Source organism: Clostridium sardiniense, assembly GCF_016907995.1.
Classification (GTDB): Bacteria; Bacillota; Clostridia; order Clostridiales; family Clostridiaceae; genus Clostridium; species Clostridium sardiniense.
Map to the genome: position 1 here is coordinate 1 of NZ_JAFBDA010000026.1, position 17,576 is coordinate 17,576.

20 protein-coding genes and 1 pseudogene are annotated in these 17,576 nt (G+C 24.2%); 15 read left to right on the plus strand and 6 right to left on the minus strand.

What is annotated here, in order from left to right; all coding sequences use genetic code 11:
* Positions 1 to 754 precede the first annotated feature (754 nt).
* The 3 genes and pseudogenes from JOC62_RS15865 to JOC62_RS15875 all read left to right on the plus strand — a co-directional run.
* Positions 755 to 1,258 (plus strand): annotated as a pseudogene (locus tag JOC62_RS15865) (FAD-dependent oxidoreductase); the annotation flags it as partial.
* 219 nt (positions 1,259 to 1,477) lie between these two features.
* The gene (locus tag JOC62_RS15870) at positions 1,478 to 1,852 is read left to right on the plus strand and encodes a phage holin family protein (protein WP_204596272.1); all 375 of its coding nucleotides are present in this window, start codon (positions 1,478 to 1,480) and stop codon (positions 1,850 to 1,852) included.
* A 227-nt stretch (positions 1,853 to 2,079) separates the two neighbouring features.
* Positions 2,080 to 2,613, plus strand: coding sequence for a deoxyuridine 5'-triphosphate nucleotidohydrolase (locus JOC62_RS15875; protein ID WP_243425094.1), 534 nt, complete (start codon positions 2,080 to 2,082; stop codon positions 2,611 to 2,613).
* Between the two features lie 395 nt (positions 2,614 to 3,008).
* Here the strand turns inward: JOC62_RS15875 and JOC62_RS15880 are convergent, their stop codons facing one another.
* From JOC62_RS15880 to JOC62_RS15890, 3 genes are all read right to left on the minus strand, one after another.
* Positions 3,009 to 4,238, minus strand: coding sequence for a CapA family protein (locus JOC62_RS15880; RefSeq protein ID WP_204596273.1), 1,230 nt, complete (start codon positions 4,236 to 4,238; stop codon positions 3,009 to 3,011).
* 11 nt (positions 4,239 to 4,249) lie between these two features.
* On the minus strand, positions 4,250 to 5,035 hold the full coding sequence (locus tag JOC62_RS15885) for a M15 family metallopeptidase (RefSeq protein WP_204596274.1): 786 nt from the start codon (positions 5,033 to 5,035) through the stop codon (positions 4,250 to 4,252).
* A 221-nt stretch (positions 5,036 to 5,256) separates the two neighbouring features.
* Positions 5,257 to 5,712, minus strand: coding sequence for a hypothetical protein (locus JOC62_RS15890; RefSeq protein WP_204596275.1), 456 nt, complete (start codon positions 5,710 to 5,712; stop codon positions 5,257 to 5,259).
* A 190-nt stretch (positions 5,713 to 5,902) separates the two neighbouring features.
* Here JOC62_RS15890 and JOC62_RS15895 point away from each other — a divergent pair, with 190 nt between their 5' ends.
* Complete coding sequence (locus JOC62_RS15895; RefSeq protein ID WP_204596276.1) at positions 5,903 to 6,445, plus strand: hypothetical protein; 543 nt, start codon at positions 5,903 to 5,905, stop codon at positions 6,443 to 6,445.
* A gap of 107 nt (positions 6,446 to 6,552) precedes the next feature.
* On the plus strand, positions 6,553 to 7,167 hold the full coding sequence (locus JOC62_RS15900; protein ID WP_204596277.1) for a DedA family protein: 615 nt from the start codon (positions 6,553 to 6,555) through the stop codon (positions 7,165 to 7,167).
* A gap of 36 nt (positions 7,168 to 7,203) precedes the next feature.
* On the opposite strand, the gene JOC62_RS15905 is transcribed toward JOC62_RS15900, so the two are convergent.
* On the minus strand, positions 7,204 to 7,443 hold the full coding sequence (locus JOC62_RS15905; RefSeq protein ID WP_204596278.1) for a hypothetical protein: 240 nt from the start codon (positions 7,441 to 7,443) through the stop codon (positions 7,204 to 7,206).
* A gap of 157 nt (positions 7,444 to 7,600) precedes the next feature.
* Between JOC62_RS15905 and JOC62_RS15910 the strand changes: the two genes are divergently transcribed.
* The 7 genes from JOC62_RS15910 to JOC62_RS15940 all read left to right on the plus strand — a co-directional run bounded on the left by JOC62_RS15910 (position 7,601) and on the right by JOC62_RS15940 (position 13,717).
* The gene (locus JOC62_RS15910; protein WP_204596279.1) at positions 7,601 to 8,443 is read left to right on the plus strand and encodes a pyridoxamine kinase; all 843 of its coding nucleotides are present in this window, start codon (positions 7,601 to 7,603) and stop codon (positions 8,441 to 8,443) included.
* Positions 8,433 to 8,942 carry a TIGR04002 family protein gene (locus JOC62_RS15915; protein WP_204596280.1) on the plus strand — a complete coding sequence of 170 codons (510 nt, stop codon included), beginning with the start codon at positions 8,433 to 8,435 and terminating at the stop codon, positions 8,940 to 8,942. The genes JOC62_RS15910 and JOC62_RS15915 overlap by 11 nt, the downstream gene beginning before the upstream one ends.
* 199 nt (positions 8,943 to 9,141) lie before the next feature.
* On the plus strand, positions 9,142 to 10,011 hold the full coding sequence (locus JOC62_RS15920) for a glucose 1-dehydrogenase (protein WP_204596281.1): 870 nt from the start codon (positions 9,142 to 9,144) through the stop codon (positions 10,009 to 10,011).
* A gap of 616 nt (positions 10,012 to 10,627) precedes the next feature.
* Complete coding sequence (locus JOC62_RS15925; RefSeq protein WP_204596282.1) at positions 10,628 to 10,846, plus strand: hypothetical protein; 219 nt, start codon at positions 10,628 to 10,630, stop codon at positions 10,844 to 10,846.
* Positions 10,847 to 11,134 (plus strand): spore coat protein, encoded by a 288-nt coding sequence (locus JOC62_RS15930; RefSeq protein ID WP_204596283.1) that lies wholly within the window; start codon positions 10,847 to 10,849, stop codon positions 11,132 to 11,134.
* Positions 11,135 to 11,477: 343 nt separating this feature from the next.
* Positions 11,478 to 12,509: a DUF6398 domain-containing protein gene (locus tag JOC62_RS15935; protein ID WP_204596284.1), complete on the plus strand. Its 1,032-nt coding sequence runs from the start codon at positions 11,478 to 11,480 to the stop codon at positions 12,507 to 12,509.
* A gap of 293 nt (positions 12,510 to 12,802) precedes the next feature.
* Positions 12,803 to 13,717, plus strand: coding sequence for a hypothetical protein (locus JOC62_RS15940; protein ID WP_204596285.1), 915 nt, complete (start codon positions 12,803 to 12,805; stop codon positions 13,715 to 13,717).
* A 34-nt stretch (positions 13,718 to 13,751) separates the two neighbouring features.
* On the opposite strand, the gene JOC62_RS15945 is transcribed toward JOC62_RS15940, so the two are convergent.
* Complete coding sequence (locus JOC62_RS15945) at positions 13,752 to 14,375, minus strand: hypothetical protein (protein WP_204596286.1); 624 nt, start codon at positions 14,373 to 14,375, stop codon at positions 13,752 to 13,754.
* On the opposite strand from JOC62_RS15945, the gene JOC62_RS15950 reads away from it, so the two are divergent.
* The gene (locus JOC62_RS15950; protein ID WP_204596287.1) at positions 14,329 to 15,441 is read left to right on the plus strand and encodes a 3'-5' exonuclease; all 1,113 of its coding nucleotides are present in this window, start codon (positions 14,329 to 14,331) and stop codon (positions 15,439 to 15,441) included. The two genes, JOC62_RS15945 and JOC62_RS15950, sit on opposite strands and share 47 nt — an antisense overlap.
* A 20-nt stretch (positions 15,442 to 15,461) precedes the next feature.
* On the opposite strand, the gene JOC62_RS15955 is transcribed toward JOC62_RS15950, so the two are convergent.
* Positions 15,462 to 15,890, minus strand: a complete 429-nt coding sequence (locus JOC62_RS15955) for a divergent PAP2 family protein (protein ID WP_204596288.1) — start codon at positions 15,888 to 15,890, stop codon at positions 15,462 to 15,464.
* 174 nt (positions 15,891 to 16,064) lie between these two features.
* Here JOC62_RS15955 and JOC62_RS15960 point away from each other — a divergent pair, with 174 nt between their 5' ends.
* On the plus strand, positions 16,065 to 16,766 hold the full coding sequence (locus JOC62_RS15960) for a LytR/AlgR family response regulator transcription factor (RefSeq protein ID WP_204596289.1): 702 nt from the start codon (positions 16,065 to 16,067) through the stop codon (positions 16,764 to 16,766).
* Positions 16,767 to 16,997: 231 nt separating this feature from the next.
* Positions 16,998 to 17,528: a TetR/AcrR family transcriptional regulator gene (locus JOC62_RS15965; protein ID WP_204596290.1), complete on the plus strand. Its 531-nt coding sequence runs from the start codon at positions 16,998 to 17,000 to the stop codon at positions 17,526 to 17,528.
* The last annotated feature ends 48 nt before the right edge of the window (positions 17,529 to 17,576 follow it).

A 17,576-nucleotide genomic window follows, 5' to 3' on the forward strand; every position in this document is an offset into this window, starting at 1 on the left:
GCGACCAAAGTCGAAGAGTGCCTACAACAACCAATACAGATCTATGAAAGCCGCTTCAACCCATGCAGACGCAAACGCCGAGTGACCTAACTTTTAATGCATTTATAAAGGGTGATTTTATGAAAAATCACCCTTTGTTTATTAGTAGAAATATACTACATGCTTAAAATATTCTTATATTAAATAAAGGGGAAGAAATATGAAAGTAGTAGTAAAAGCACCCAGCATAAAGAAAAACATAAGTACTAGAATACTGGGAGGATTAATAAAGAAGTTAAAGTTACATATGAAAATGAGTATGTTGTTTTAGAAAAATATAAGAGCATCTATACTAAAACTTTGATTAGATATAACAGCAAAAATTATTGATAATAGTAATTTAGAACAAAATTATATTTTCTGTAGAATGTGTGAAAGTAAATTAGCTTCTTCTTGCGGAAAAAAGTTATAGTAAAAAGCCTAGAAATTCTACTAGGATTTTTTTATGTATATATTAAAATAATATTTAGGTAAATTTAAATTACTTATTAATTTATATAAATATTGTTTATTCGGTATACGCTGATTAGATTCCCATATATATATATATAGTCATAATTCCTACATTAGCCTTTTTAGCAAATTCATTATATGATAGTCCACTTTTAAGTCTTAAAAGCTTTATTTTATCACCTATAGTTTTATCAGAGTATATTGACAGCAAAGATATTTTTTTTGATTCGAATATTTGGTTGAATGTTGTTCTTTTGTTCACACTGCACATGCTAAATTAATGACTACTTATTATCCATTAAAGAAACTTAGAAAAATAAAAGGATTAGAGAAAGCAAAATATGTTGATCCTTATGCTGGAAGCAAAGGCAATTCTATTAGATATCTTTCTGTAGCTCCTAGAAGTAATGATATGAGAGTAGATGGTGTTTCGAATCTATTATGTGGAGGAGAAAAATCAGGGCTTTTTGTTGGTCATACAGAAGCCATATGTACCGGAAGTTTAGCAGGTCATAATGCTGTAAGACAAGTTATGGGTATGCCACTCTTAATAATGCCAAGAAGTCTAGCAATAGGAGATATAATTGCATTTGCAAATGAAAAATCAAATAGTAGAGAAGGTAGAAAGAATAGATATACATTTGCAGGTTCTGAATATTTTAAGAGAATGAAAGAACAAGGATTATATACTATAGATATTAACGAAATAAAAGGTAAAATTAAAAAGCTTAATCTTGATAATATATTTGAACAAAGACTTTGCTAACGAATTAACCCCACTTAAAATAACATTTTAAGTGGGGTTTTTATAATATTTATAAAAATAAAGTAAGTTGATAAAATTAAAAAATATAAATATTACAATGATTTGAAGCGGAAAATTATCTAGTTTAGTGCATAAGTTATCAATTATTCCATAGTATATTTTTTTATTAGTAGAGAAAAATATATATGATAATAAAACTTTATATAAGGAGGAATTTAAATGGGACACAGTAAAGTAGAAGAAAAAAATCACACAAACACAAATCATTTTTTTAAGTGGATTGTAAGATTAATTTTATTTACTATTGTTTTAGGAGTAACAGCATTTTTAACACCAGGATTCACTATTGATGGGTTTTGGTCAGTTGTATTAGCAGCAGTTATAATTAGTATTGTAGATTATGTAATAGAGTTATTTATGGGTGTTGATGCATCACCTTTTGGAAAAGGCATAAAAGGATTTATTGTAGCAGCTATAATAATATATTTAACACAATTTTTAGTTCCACATATGAGTTCATCTATAATAGGAGCATTAATAGCAGCTTTAATAATTGGTATATTAGACGCAATAATACCTGGAAGAGTCATGTAGTATAAAGAGTAAAAAATAATTTATCAACTAATAGAATTTAATAATTAATAAAAGAGCCTATTAGGCTCTTTTATTTTAATATTTGATATAATAGCTTAAAAGAAATAGTCGTAAATAATTATTAAATAAGAAAAATAAATTACAATTATTAAAAACTTATATTTGATAACAATTATATAATCAAGTTATAATATAATATATTTACAATTTAAAGGGGATGGATACATATGATAAATAAGGAAATAATCAGAGAGATGATACAAGAAGAATTAAACAAACCAATTAATTTAGATATAATTTATCATGATAAGAATATGCCTAAATTAGAGAAAATAGATAAAGGGAATTGGATAGACCTTAGAGTGATTATTGGTGGAAAGAAAAATGGAATAAAATTAACAGAAGAAGATTTTAAAGATGGAGTTTTAAAGTATAAGGAAGGAGATTCTATGATGCTATGCTTAGGAATATCTTTAAATCAACCAAAAGGGTATGAAATTAATATTGTACCTAGAAGTTCCACTTTTAAAAATTATGGATTGATTCAAACTAATCACTATGGAGTAGGAGACGATACTTATATAGGAGATAAGGATATATACTATTATCCTTGTTATGCATTAAGAGATGGAGAAATTGCTTTATATGATAGAGTATGTCAAATGAAAATAAATAAAGCTATGCCAGAATTAATAATTAATGAAAAAGATAGCTTTGGAAATGATAGTAGGGGAGGCTTTGGTAGCACAGGAATTAAATAACATATAAAAGCTTAAAATTTAGTGAATAAAACTACATCCATTTTAGCTTGATGTATCCATTATGGATGGTTCCTTTTATTATTTAATTTGGCTGAGAACGTAATCTTATTTTAACAAGAGTAGGTTTTATTACGTAATATACCACTAGAATTTACATGAACCACTTTCATATTAATTGGTTTCCTAAATACAATAAAAAATAAACATAATAAAAATTATGACACATATAATTATTAAAAAGTATTAATTTTTAGGAGATAATATTATTATGGAATTATTTGTATTTATTATAGCAGCTTCAATAGGATGTAGTTTAGCATTATATTACTTTAATAAAAATGATAGTAAGGCTAATTAAACATAAAAAAGACCATATAATATGGTCTTTTTTATGTTTAATTAGGAAATGATTTAGTACCAACGAAATCATTTCCTAAAATATCTTTTGTACTATTAAGAGAACGCTCAGCTCTAATATAAGCATTATCAGGAAGATTAAATTTAGTCTTATCTTTTATAGCAGCTTCGACAGGAACAATCATGTGGGTATATAGACCATTTCCTTTAGGTCTTCTGTATACCCAAGTTGGAATAATTGTATACTTATCTAAATATAATTTATTTTTCTTTAATCCTAATGTAAATCTAATTAATAGACCATCTTCAGTTAGAGAGTTTTTAATTTCTTCATAACATTGATTTGATAAGAAGTTACCTTGTGAATATATTACAAATGTTGAGTGATTGTTATTTGTAATTATTTCATATGGTTCAATAACATGAGGGTGGCTTCCAAGTACGATATCTACACCCATTTCATTCATCTTATTTGCAATTTCCTTTTGTGACTTATTAACTTTAGTACTGTACTCATCACCCCAATGGAAAGAACCTATAATAAACTCAACTCCTTCTTTTTTCATATCATCTATAGATGACTGAATACTTTTGTAAAGACTAGGAAGATCATCATAACTGAATGAATTTACTAGTGGTTTTATTTCATTTGGTATTGGAATACTATTTATAGAATTTGCACCAGTCCTATAAGTATAAGCAAATAATCCAACTTTATGTCCATCAATATCATAAATTATATAGTTTTTATCATCTTTATTAACTTTTACTCCAAGATTAATTAATCCATCATTAGTACTTTTTTTCATAGTACTTTTTAATCCTTTCGTACCTTGATCAATTACATGATTAGATGCATAATTTATTACATCAAAGCCTGTATTTTTCAAAGCTTCTAAGAATTCATTTGGGGAATTAAAGGTAGGATATCCTTCAGGTTTCCCACTGTTAACATTTCCTTCAAATACTCCTATACTTAAATTTGAATCTTTTATATAATTTTTCACATATTCAAAGCTTTTATCGAAACTATAAGTACCATCATCTCTTTTTGCACCTGCAATTTGTGCATCATGAGTCATCATATTCCCTACAGAAGTTATCGTATATAGTTTTTCATTTTTATTAAGCTTAACTTCAAAGTTTTTGGTTTTATTTTTATAGAATATATTATAAATTCCATAAAATGATAATCCTAACATAATTATAATTCCAAATGAAAAGATAAAATTTCTAGATGTTAAATATTTTTTCGAATGCTTACTCATTAATATCACTCTTATCCTTTGTTATTTAATTTATTTTTTAAAGAAGTAATTTCATCATCTAATTTAGATAAATATTCTTCCAGACATAAATTGTTTTTCATTATATCTTCAGCAGCAATTTTCCCAACATATCTATAATGCCAAGGTTCGTATGCATATTTTGTTATTGAAACTTTATCTTTTGGATATCTTAATATAAATCCATACTTATAACAGTTATTTATAAGCCATTTAAAAGACTTTGTGTTTTCAAACTTAAAATTTAAATCTTCAAATTCTGTACTTACTATATCCATTGAAAATCCAGTTTCATGCTCACTTGCACCAGGAGGAGCCGAGTACTTTAAAGTTTCAGTAATACCTTTTTTCTTTACATTAGAATTAAAAAGAATAACTTGTACATTATGTGCTCTAAATCCAGATGCTCCCATTAAATAAATTCCATCTTTTTTAGCAGCATCAAACATCTCATGGGCTTTAATAGCAACATTTTTATTTAATTTAGTAGTGGTTATGTATGATAAAAACGGCAATTTGCTTTCTACTATATCAGATGGTTTATAAGATTCATTAAGAAGAGTATCTTTATTTACTAAAAAGACTTCTGGGTTACCTCTTTTTTCTTCTAATAATTTAATGCTATTTTTAATACTGATAGTTTTATTTTCAGATTCTACTTTATCAATTTCATATAAGTATAGTTTGTATAATAAAACTGATGAAATTAAGAATAAAATAATAACTATTAACTTTAACTTGAAATTTTTTATATTTACACTTCCCTTCAGTATAGGCAAAATAAAAATTCGGAAGCATTATACACCACCGAATTATATACTTATTAATATATTAGGTATTTCAATGTATATATTACTAGGATATTTTAACAAAAACAATAGAATATACCTAATTATATTCTATTGTTAAAATTTAATTAAAATAATTCACATATTATATAAAAATTAATAGTGAAAATAATAATAAAAGAGGGTATACAAAAGTATACCCTCTTATAAATTTACTTTGACTCTTCTAAAATATAATTAAGATTAGTTATATTATCTTTACAATATTTTAAAAATTCAGCATTAAATTTATCCGATATTCCTGCAAAACAAATAAATTTATTTAAATTGCTAATTAGCTTTTCTTCTTCTAAAGTACCATTAATAAAATCTCTGATACTATCTTTGCTAGTATCAAGCATATTCAGTATTTGTTTCATATTTTGGTAAATAACATTTTCTCTTCTTACGTATTTACTTAGTACTTCTGTGTATATTGCGTAAGTAGATATGATACTAAATGAATCAGAATCAAGACTTTTTAAAGAGTTAAGATTTTTTACTTTGCAATAATTTAAAAAATTGATTAGTAAGTCAGTAATATTTTTCTCTTCCACCAGATGAGTGTAAATAACTCTTTCAACACAGTTTCTTTTGTTACAAATTTTTTTCATTTCAATGATATTCATAATATCAACCCTTTCTTTTTGTAATGACCCAATAACTTCTCTTTTGTATATTAATTTAATTCTACACTTTTTTAATAATTCCTCCTATAAATAGAAATAAATGTAATATATATTATATTTTATTATAAAAGAATAAATATATAATTTATGGAAAATATATATTTATAAGTTAAAATAAAGGGTGGCGAGAATGAAAAATAATATAACAAAAACATTAATAATAATAATTTTGGCAATATTGTTTGGAATTTGTATTTCAAATTTACTAATTCATGTAAATGATAAGGATACAAGTGTTTCTGGTAATTATAATAATTGGAATAAAATAAAAATAACTGAATTTAATAATAACTCATATTCTAAAATAAATGATACAAATTTATTATCATTAGAAATAGTAAAATTTAATAAATTAAATTATAATTATAAAGGATATGATGATAAAGAAATTTCTGTAATTGGAACATTAGATTCAGTAGGTGAAAATATCTGGGCTGGATATGTAAATAACAGTTTATATGGAATATCATATTGTAAAATTAATATCAACAATAAAGAAATAATAGAAACCCGTACGAGGTTAGAGTCTAATTGTGGTAGTATAGCATATTTTAATAAATCTAATGAAAAAATAACTGAAAATAAGACTTATAATATAGTAAATAAAACATATACTACGAATTTAAATGAAAAAGATAAAGCCAATAAGATATCTAGCATTTCAATTGAATAATTATTTATCATGAAGAAGAATCAATACCACTGGTTCTTTTTCGTAATAAAAGCACATTTTATTGAGTATTATTTAAATATATAACTAGTAAGGTGTGTGAATAATAAATGAGTGAAATTATAGATTGGTTAATAACATTTACAGAATCTATGGGATATATTGGGATATTAATAGTTGTAGCTTTAGAATATGCATGTTTTCCTATGTCAAGTGAGATATTATTACCTCTAATAGGTATGTTAGTTTATAAAGGTGAATTAAACTATTTATTAGTTGTTATAACTTCAATTTTAGCAGGAATAATAGGCTCAACCATATGTTATTTTGTAGGATTTATTGGAGGAGGGCCGTTATTAAATTATAGCAAACTGAAATTTCCTAAAACTAGAAGAGTAATTAATTCTTTGAATAGATGGTTTAATAGATATGGAAAAATAGCTGTACTTATAGCTAGAGTTGTTCCAATAACAAGAACATATGTTTCCATACTTGCTGGAGCACAAAAATTAAATTACTTAACATTTATAGCATACTCATCTATTGGAATTGCTTTTTGGAATACAGTCTTGATTCTTATAGGTTATTTTTTAGGAGATAATTTTGAATTAATAACTATATTATTAAAGAAATATTCAAATATAATAGTACTTTTAATAATAATTATTATATTTATCCGCCATAAAATCAAAAATAAAAAAAGAAGAGTTATTGCTAAATTATAATAAAAAATAACCTGCATTTATACAGGTTATTTTTTATTAATAATCAATTCCGCAAGCTTTTATATTTTCTTTATTATCTGAACTACAAGGTGTTACAGTATAAGTCATATTACATTTAGGACATTTACATACTAATTTATCCATAACAAAAGTATCACCACATGAGCAAACTATAGTATGATTAACTTTTGTTGGCATATTTTCAAATCCTTTACCTCTAACTAAGTCTGCAACTCCTTTTCCATCATTTCCTAAAGATGAACATCCACAACTCATAATAAATTCCTCCTAAGTTTTATTAATTTATTTTATTATATAAGATTTATAATAAAATTTCAGTAACATGTGATACAGAATAATGTACCGGTACATTATGAAATATATAAATAGTATGATACCATAGTTAATAAATATTTTATAGGAGAAGATTAGAATGAACAGACAAAAGAGAGTAGCCATAATAAATGATTTATCAGGAATAGGAAAATGTTCTTTAGCAGTTGCACTGCCTCTGCTTTCAGTTTTAAATATAGAAGCGTGTCCATTGCCTACAGCTGTATTATCAAATCAAACAGGATTTGATGAATTTTCATTTTATGATTTGAGTGATAGTATGAAGGATACATTAGAAATCTGGCAAAGAAGTAATGAATATTTTGATGCAATATATACAGGTTTTTTAGGCTCTGAGGAGCAAATAGAGATGATAGAGAAATTAATAAGATTCAACAATAAAGCTATAGTTATAGTTGATCCAGTAATGGGGGATAATGGGGATATGTATAATACATATACAGTATCGTTATGTAATAAAATTAAAGAATTAGTATGTATGGCTGATATAATAACTCCAAATATAACAGAAGCTATAATATTAGCAGAAAATAATTTTAAAGAAATTAATATAAATAATATAGATATAAATAAAGTAAAGTCTATAGCTAAATCTCTTTCAAAACTTGGTCCTAGCTATGTAGTAATAACAGGAGTTATAGTAGATAATAGTATCTTTAATATACTATATAGTAAAGATACAGATGAGTTTCATTTAGAAAAATCCCCATATTATAATTGCTCTTATAGCGGAACAGGAGATATATTTACTTCATTAATAACTGGATATATTTTAAAAGGATTTAATATAAAAGTATCTATTAAAAAAGCTTCTAAATTTATTTCAAAAGCTCTTGATAAAACAATAAATGTTTCAACAGATCCTAGATATGGAATTCAATTTGAAGGTATTCTAAAGGAGGTTTTACTAGATGAATTATAATATAAAAGTATTAATAAAAACAGCTTTATTCACTGCATTTATTGTTATTATGACAACATTCTTTTTACATATACCAACAGGATTAAATGGAGGATATATTCACTTAGGAGATGTTTTTATTTTTCTAGCAGCAGTATTTTTACCAAAACGATATGCTATAATGACAGCAATTATAGGAGGTGGATTATCAGACTTTCTATCAGGTGCAGTAGTTTGGGTTATTCCAACTATGATAATAAAACCTTTGCTAGTATTAGCATTTACAAATAAAAGTGAAAAAATATTATGTAAAAGAAATATAATAGCTTCAATATTAGCTATCTTTATAACTTACATAGGATACTCTATTGTAAATGGTATATTTGTTGGTAATATGTTTTTAGGATTTTCAGCAGCTAGTTTAGATATAGTACAAGGTGTTTCTAGTTCAATTATATTCATAATTATGGGAAGTATATTAGATAGAATAGGATTATTTAATAAAGTTATTTCAGAATAATAAATGATAGAACATTTATAAAAATGAAAATCTATGTGAACTCACGTAGATTTTTTTGTTATTAATAAGTATATATACTAGATCTTATTTAATATAGATTTATGTTTTAATAAAGAAAATTAGAGCAACTTAGTTATGAATATTAAATCACATATAAGAGAAAATAATAAAGTAACTTATTTTTATTGAGGTGATCTTTATGATAAAAAATGAATTTCCTAATGATTTTAGTAATCAAGATGAATTGACTCAGCCTGGTATAGAAGAAAATATGAATCCATTGCCTATATATTCTCTAAACAGTTACATAAATGATGGAAAAAGATTAAAAAATAAAGTAGCTATAATTACAGGTGGAGATAGTGGTATTGGTAGGGCTGTTAGTTTAGCTTTTGCAAGAGAAGGAGCTAAAATTGTAATAGTATATTTAAATGAATCCAAAGATGCTAATAAAACTTTAGAATTAATCAAAGCAGAGAACTGCGAAGGAATAACTATAGAAGGTGATCTAGGAGAAGAAGATTTTTGCGAAGAAGTTGTAAAAAAAACTATAGAAAAGTTTGGAACTATTGACATACTCGTTAATAATGCAGCAGAACAACATGCTGCTGATTCTATAATACAAATTACTTCAGAACAGTTGATAAGAACTTTTAAAACTAATATTTTTTCAGCATTTTATATGACTAAGGCTGTTTTACCATATATGAAAGAGGGAAATTGTATTATAAATACAACTTCAATTACAGCATATCATGGAAATAAAACACTAATTGATTACTCATCAACAAAAGGTGCATTAACTTCTTTTACAAGGAGTCTAGCATTAAACTTGGCAGATATGGGGATACGTGTAAATGCTGTTGCACCAGGTCCAGTGTGGACACCTTTAATACCAGCTTCATTTAAAAAGAGTGATTATCAAAAATTTGGATCTAAGGTGCCTTTGAAAAGACCTGCTCAACCTGTAGAGTTAGCTGAAGCATATGTATTTTTAGCTAGTGAAGGTGCTTCATTTATAACAGGAGAAACAATACATATTAATGGTGGAGAAGTAGTTAATAGCTAGTATATAGAATATAAATTTAAAGTAGCTGAAAATTTTTATGAAGAGATCTATAAAAAGCTACTAATGTGTACTGCTAAATTAAAAGTTAAAATACAAAATAACAGCAAGTTACATAAAGTAAGTTTATTTAAATAATCTATAAAAAAGAAATACTATAAAAATAATAAATAAATAGTAAATTATGGTATTATACTAATGAAAAGGAAGGTGATAAACATGGGTAAAAACAAAAAAAATAAAGAAACTACTGGAAATTTATCAAATTCAAAAGTAAAGAGCTTTAGTGAAAATATAGATAATAGAAATACTTTCACTGAACAAAAAATAATTAAATAATATTTATAATAAAAAGGACGGATTGAATAATTCATCCTTTTTGTTATATTTTCGTATAATAAAAATTTATATGTAAAAAAATATCTAATAAGTATTTAACTGCAAAATAATAATAATAAAATTAATAGTAAAAATTTTATCATTATACATTAAAATTTCTATTTTACTTCTAAAGTATTTGGATAACTATTATAAAATATTGTATAAATTGGAAGTTTATTTGCATTAAAATTTACATAATATAAAACTGTAAAATATATTATGTATGGAGGATATAAGTATGAAAAAAATTTCTCAAGTAGAGATTCTATCTTTAACCGGTATATTAAAGATGGAAAATGATGCAGTTATAGCTCAAAAAGCTATAAATTTATTAATAACAGATGAAGATCTTAAAAGACAAGCAGAAGCAAGTGTATTAGCCGCAGAAGGAAGAATAAAAGCACTTAAAGGTTTTATTAAAGAAAATGAAGATATAATATCAAAGGGGGAACAATAAATGTCTAATATAATTTCTAATTTGATAAAAGAAAAGAAAGATATAAATAATGATATTATCTCTATGACTATGCTTACAGCAGCAAAAGAAGGATCAGAAATGTATTTAAATGCAACATTAACAAGTAGTAATCCAGAATTAAGAATGATTTATTCTAATGGATTAGGACAAATGGTTGCAGGACATACAGCACTTACAGAATTAGCTATATGCAAATGCTGGATAACTCCTCAAAAGCCAATATTACAACAACTATCTGATGAATATAATAAGTCAAATGAAAATTAATTTATGATCATAAAGAACTAGTAGTATTTATACTACTAGTTCTTTATTTACGTTATTTTTAATATTTAACTTAGTATTTTGAGTTGGTAAAGTTTATAGTTTATATAAATAAGGCTAATAATTAGCGACTCAGTAAAAGTTTAGGAGGTAATAATTTGTTCAAACATGAAAAAAATTGTTACATGAAGTAAAAGTAGAAATGTAATATATATCAAAGTTTTGGAATAAAAGATCTTGAAATATTATAAAATTTTATATAATATTTGTTTAGAACAAAATTTTACGTTATAATATTAAAATGTGATTTAAAAGAAAGTCTAAAATTATTACTTAGGAGGAGTAAATGAAATACATTGTAAATGTACCAGATGAACTAAACGTTCGGGTAGAAGAAATAATAAATAATATAAATAATTTTTGCAGTAAAGTATTAGATGATGAATATTCAGAAATATGTGCTAAATTAATTGAAGTATTAGCTAATAATGAAGACAATAAACTATCAAGAGGTAAAAGTAATACATGGTCTGCTGGAATAGTACATTCAATTTTCTTTGTTAATGACACTCTTAATAAAAGAGGTCTAAGAATGGATGAGTTAGCAGATTTTTTTGAAGTTTCAGAAGGAACCATTGGAAGTAAGTCAAGAGAAATTAGAAAACTATTAAATATAGACAAGACATCTAAAGAGTGGAAAGTAAAAGATAATAAATCTAAATGTTCATCTTGTTGTGATAGTGAAGATAGTGTTATTGATTTATTTGATAAAGCATTAAATATAGATGACGTAGAAAAAGGAGCTATAGAACTTAGAAAATGTGCTGTAATGCTAAATGATAAGCTTGGAAAAGAATATTTTAATGAATATAAAGGGCAAATAGGAATATCTGCAGAAGGTGATTTCTATTTAACTATATTATCAACATTATCTAACTATGAATTTGCATTAGGAAACTATGAAGAAAGTTTTAGAATAGAAAAAGAGCTACTAGAACTAGATGAATATGATTCAAGAAATGTAAGACATTCTATAGTTTTTAGAGCATTAATAAATAAAGATTATGAATTTGCTAATACAATTCTTCAAAAATACAATGAAGAGGATTGCATATTTTTTAAATATGCAAAAGTATTATATTACTATTATAAGAATGATAGAAAAAACGCGAGAAAATCTTTAAAAAAGGCATTAAAACATAATTCATATTTTATAGAATGCTTAGTTGGAAATATACCAACTATTGATGGCGAAATAAGTTCATATAAAAAAGGGAGCTTAGAAGAAGCAAGTCTTTGTATTGAATATAGTTTACCATTATGGACAAATCAAAAAATTGGATCATGGCTTATTAAAGCTATAAATAAGATAAAGTAAAAAGTAGGATTTAATCCTACTTTTTTTATATAAAAATATTTATGTCAATAGATTTTCAAAAAGATACATTTATATTTATAGATTTTATTTCTTAATACCTATTCTAAGCACGTTCCTTATTACAAAATTGATCACAATTCTTTATAGAACTATTTTAAAATTATATATTTAGCTTAAACAAGAACATAGTAATTTATAGATTTATTCTATTTTTTACTTATGTTAATTTTAATAATATTTGATATAAATTCATAGATATATAAGAAGAGTAATATGAATGGAGGGGTATATTTTTGAATTTTCTTCTTTATTTAGATGAATTATTAATAAAAGGATTATCTTCCTTGATAGCAGAAGGCTTTATTGAGGTTTTAACTAAGAGAATAACATGCGATAGAACATTAAGTGGTAAATTACACAATGAGAGTAAAGAGACAAATTTTTGTGAAGATAGATATAGTAAAGATAAAAGAGAGGGATATAAAGGCTATACTAATTCAGATGCAAGTACATATACTTATGGATGTGATAATGATAGCACCATAGAAGAACGAGGATTTGTTAGGATAGAGGAAGAGGAAAAAAGAATTTTTACTATGTTTACTTTTCATAGAAACATAGTAACCAGCCTACAAGATAAAGGAGAACTAAAAACCTTAAGTGATGTATGCTCGGGTAATGTAAATGAAGGTGATTATGTACAAGTGAATGGAAAGATATGCAGTGAGTCTTTAAGTGAATATGTAGATTCACTGAAGACTATTATAAATTGTTTTGGATGTGATAAGTTAAATGAACTCTCAGCAGATATTGACTGCTTAGATTTTAATATAATAGATAAATTCTTAAACGATGTTCAATCCAGATTACATCTAAATAATACAAGTGATCTAATATTAAGGTGCCAAAATAAGGAGATAGTATTAACAATAAATAATAATTATTTTTTAAATAATAATACTAATAAATTAGATAATATAGATTGTAATTGTAACATAGTCGGAAAAATAGTTAAAAAATGTTGTAATAATGATAACATCCACTTTTTAAGAAAGACAGGTCAACAAGATTTTTATGAAGAGATGTTATATAAATGTATACCTGCATTTGACTGTCTATATAAGATAGGAATTACGCCACCTAAATGTCCTAGAGTAAAAATTACAGACAATCCTTATCAAATCATTCCAATAAGCATATATGTTTGAAAAAGACACATATATAAATATGTGTCTTTTTATTTTAGAAATTAAATTTCAATTGAAACTTAAAATTTAATTTAGAGTCATTTAAATTTGCTTCTTTTATAGAAATACCATAATTTTTATATAGAGATATAAAAATATCGTTATTCGCCTCTTCCTTAGATATTATAGAGTTATCTTTTATATGATCAAATATATATGATTTAGGAATATTAATAAATCCTACTTTTCCATAATTATAATGAAGAACTGCACTATTATTTTCAGCTGAAATAGTAAAATTTATAACTGCTTGAAGGGGAATTCCTTTATAGTCAAAATTAATATATAATAGTAAGTGATCATTATTAATTACAGTCTGTAGACCTTTTAATTTATCAGATTGTATAGAATTATCTTTAATAAAAGTAATAATTAAATTAGTTATCTCCTCTTCACTAAATGATGCTGATGATTCTAATTTAATACCTGATAAATTTAAATCTACATTCTTTGGAATAAATTTTCCAAGTAGATTTTTAGTATCAACTTGAACTTCAGAATTAATTGAAGTTACTTGAACTTTAGGTTCAAAGCTAACTTTATATGTAATAAAAAGTGATATAATAATTATTATGATTATTATTAGTATTGTTAGTATTTTTTTACTTAATTTATTCATAAGAACACCTCAAAATCTTATCATTAAATATAAATTTAATGATTTAATAGAGGCTTATTATTATATAGAAGGGGAAAGTAATAATTTTATATTACAGTATATTATTAAAGATCCTAATAATAATAAAGTTTTAATAAAAATAAAGAAAAGATTAAAAGAAGAATCTTATAAAATAGCATACTATCATGGACTGCACTATATTTGTAAAAACATACTTTCTCTTATTTCTTTAAACGAAATAGAAATAGATAGAAATATTATCTTTTTTACTGATAAAAAAGATGTAGTTAATAAAATAAATAAGAAAAGTTTTTCTTATGATGAAGAGTATGAATATATACAGTTCTTTTTAGATAAGTTTTATAATTATAAATGTATAGAAATAAATAATGTAAGAAAAATAATAAGCAAAGAAAAAAGACCTTCAATGGCGTTATATATTAGATGCAAAAAAGCTGGAAAGGAATATAGAAAGCTTATAAAAAGAAATAGTACATTATTAAAATTAAATAAGTATCTTATTAAAACAAAAGAACTTATATTTTTTGATTTTGAAATGAATTGCGTTGTGAATTTTAATGATGTAGAAATAATAAGTATAGGAGCTGTAAAAACAACATTAAATGGTGAAATAATCGCTAAATTTTATAGATGTATAAAACCTAAAAAAATACATAAATTAACAGATAAATGTATAGAAATAACTTCTTTAAAACAAGAAGAAATAGATAAAGCTAAAAGTTTTGAGAATGTTTTTAAGGAATTTGAATTATGGTGTGGAAATAATGATAAACTGTTTTTATATTGGGGTGGAAATGATATTGCAGTTTTAAAAAATGATAATAATAGAACAAAAGAGAACATTGAAATTGTTAATTATATTCTTAATTATAATATTGACTATCAAGAAGTATTATGTAAGGATATATTAAAGTTAGATGATTCATTATCTTTAAAAAATGCAGTTTTAAGATATGGTAGTTTATTTGAGGGATCACAACATAATGCATTAGATGATAGTTATAATTTAAGCACATTATATTTTCAAGAAAGAAAGAGTAGATAATAAATTTATTATCTACTCTTTTATAATGGGAAAAAACATCCTACGATTATTCCTAATAGTATTCCGCCTAGAACTTCAAATGGAGTATGGCCTAATAACTCTTTTAATTTTGTATGATCAAATTTGAATTTATTATCTGTTGATAATATTAAATTTAATAGTTTAGCATGTTCACCGGCAGCTCTTCTAATGCCCATTGCATCATACATTACAATTGATGCAAATACAAATGAAAGAGCAAAGATAGGAGATTCAAATCCACTTGTTCTACCTATTCCTACAGTTAGTGAAACTATAAAAGCTGAATGCGAGCTTGGCATTCCTCCTGTTTCAAATAATCTATTAAAATCTATTTTTTTTGTTACTATGTATCCAAAAGGTATTTTTAAAAATTGAGCTAAAAATAAAGCTATTAAACTTAAAATAATTAATTTGTTTTCTACTATCATATATATCACTCCATATTTTACAACTGTTTTTATTATACCTTTTAATTTAAAAAATAATAAGCTAATAAAAGAAAATTTTAATTTAAGTATATGAACAAATATTAAAAAAAGTCAAGTTAATAAGAGTTGATTCCAATAATATGATAAAATTAAAAAAAGGGGGATGACATAAAGATGATCAATATTGCCATTTGTGATGATGACTATAATTTTTTAAATATATTCGAAAAACAAGTATATAATATATTTAAAAAATTTCAAGTTGATATAAATATTGAAAAGTATTCAGATAGCTTAAGTTTTATGCAAACATATAAAAAAAATTTTTATAACATAATATTTTTAGATATATGCATGCCTAATATAAATGGTTTACAAGTTGCTGAAAGAATAAAAAATATAGATAATAATGCTGAACTTGTTTTTGTAACATCATTTGATAAATGTGTATATAGAAGCTTTAAATTTAGACCATTTAGATTCGTTAGAAAAAATAGAATAAATGATGAAATTGAAGAAGTAATAGAAGATTTTTTAGATTATTATAAAAAAGAAAATAGTATAATTTCATTTAAAATAAAAGATGGTTTCTTAAACTTAAATAAAAATGAAGTATTATATTTTGATATTGAAAATAGAAAGATAAGGATACATACAAAAAATGAAATATATTATTCAAATAGTATAAAATTTAATAAATTTGTAGAAGTATTAGAAGAAGATGGATTCATAGAAGTTCATAGAGGATATTTAGTAAATAAGAAGTATATTAAAGAATATAGAAAGAATATTATTACATTATATAATAATGAAACTATTCCAGTAAGTAGATATAAAGTAAGTCAAGTTGAAAAAATATTTAATAATGTACTTTGATGATTTTAAAATTGAATTAATATTAAATAAAAATATTATAAGTACTTAATAATATAAAAAAGTTTTATTAATGAGCCTATATTTATAGGCTCATTTTTTAGTAAATATAATTATATTATAAAAGTTTAAGAATATAAAAATTAGTTTTTAATTAAAGTTGTATTAAACATGTTGATTTACTTATTAACATGTTTTACTATAAGTGTATTATAAATAAAAGGGGGAAGTCTATTGCCAAAAATTATAAAGAATCTAGATGAAAAAATATTTAATGTTGCTTGGCAATTATTTACTGATAGCGGTTATGATAATGTTGATATTAAAGCTATAGCAAAAGAATGTGATGTTGCAGTAGGTACACTATATAATTATTATGGAAATAAACGTGATTTATTCTTAAAAGTCTTAGAAAAAAGCTGGAATAATACTTTTGATAAATTAAAAAGAGAGTTAATTAAAGAAGAAATAAATGAGCTTAAGACAATAAAGTTTATTAATGTCTTATATGCTGATATCAAGGAAAGAAAAGGATTAGGAACTGAAATATTAAATCAAAATAAGATAATAAAAGAAACTATACTTATTCGTTTATATGAGTTTGTAAATGAGCTAGACTTACAAGATTTTAAAAGAACAACTAAAAAAGAAGTTATTAATTTAATTAAGTTGCTTTTATATAATATAGTTTTTTTAATTAATGTAAGAGAAGATAATGATGAAGCTAATATTGAGTTTTTAATTTCCATATTGAAAATATTTTAATTTTACTTGAATAAACATATATTAAGTAATAGTTTATATGGGGGATTT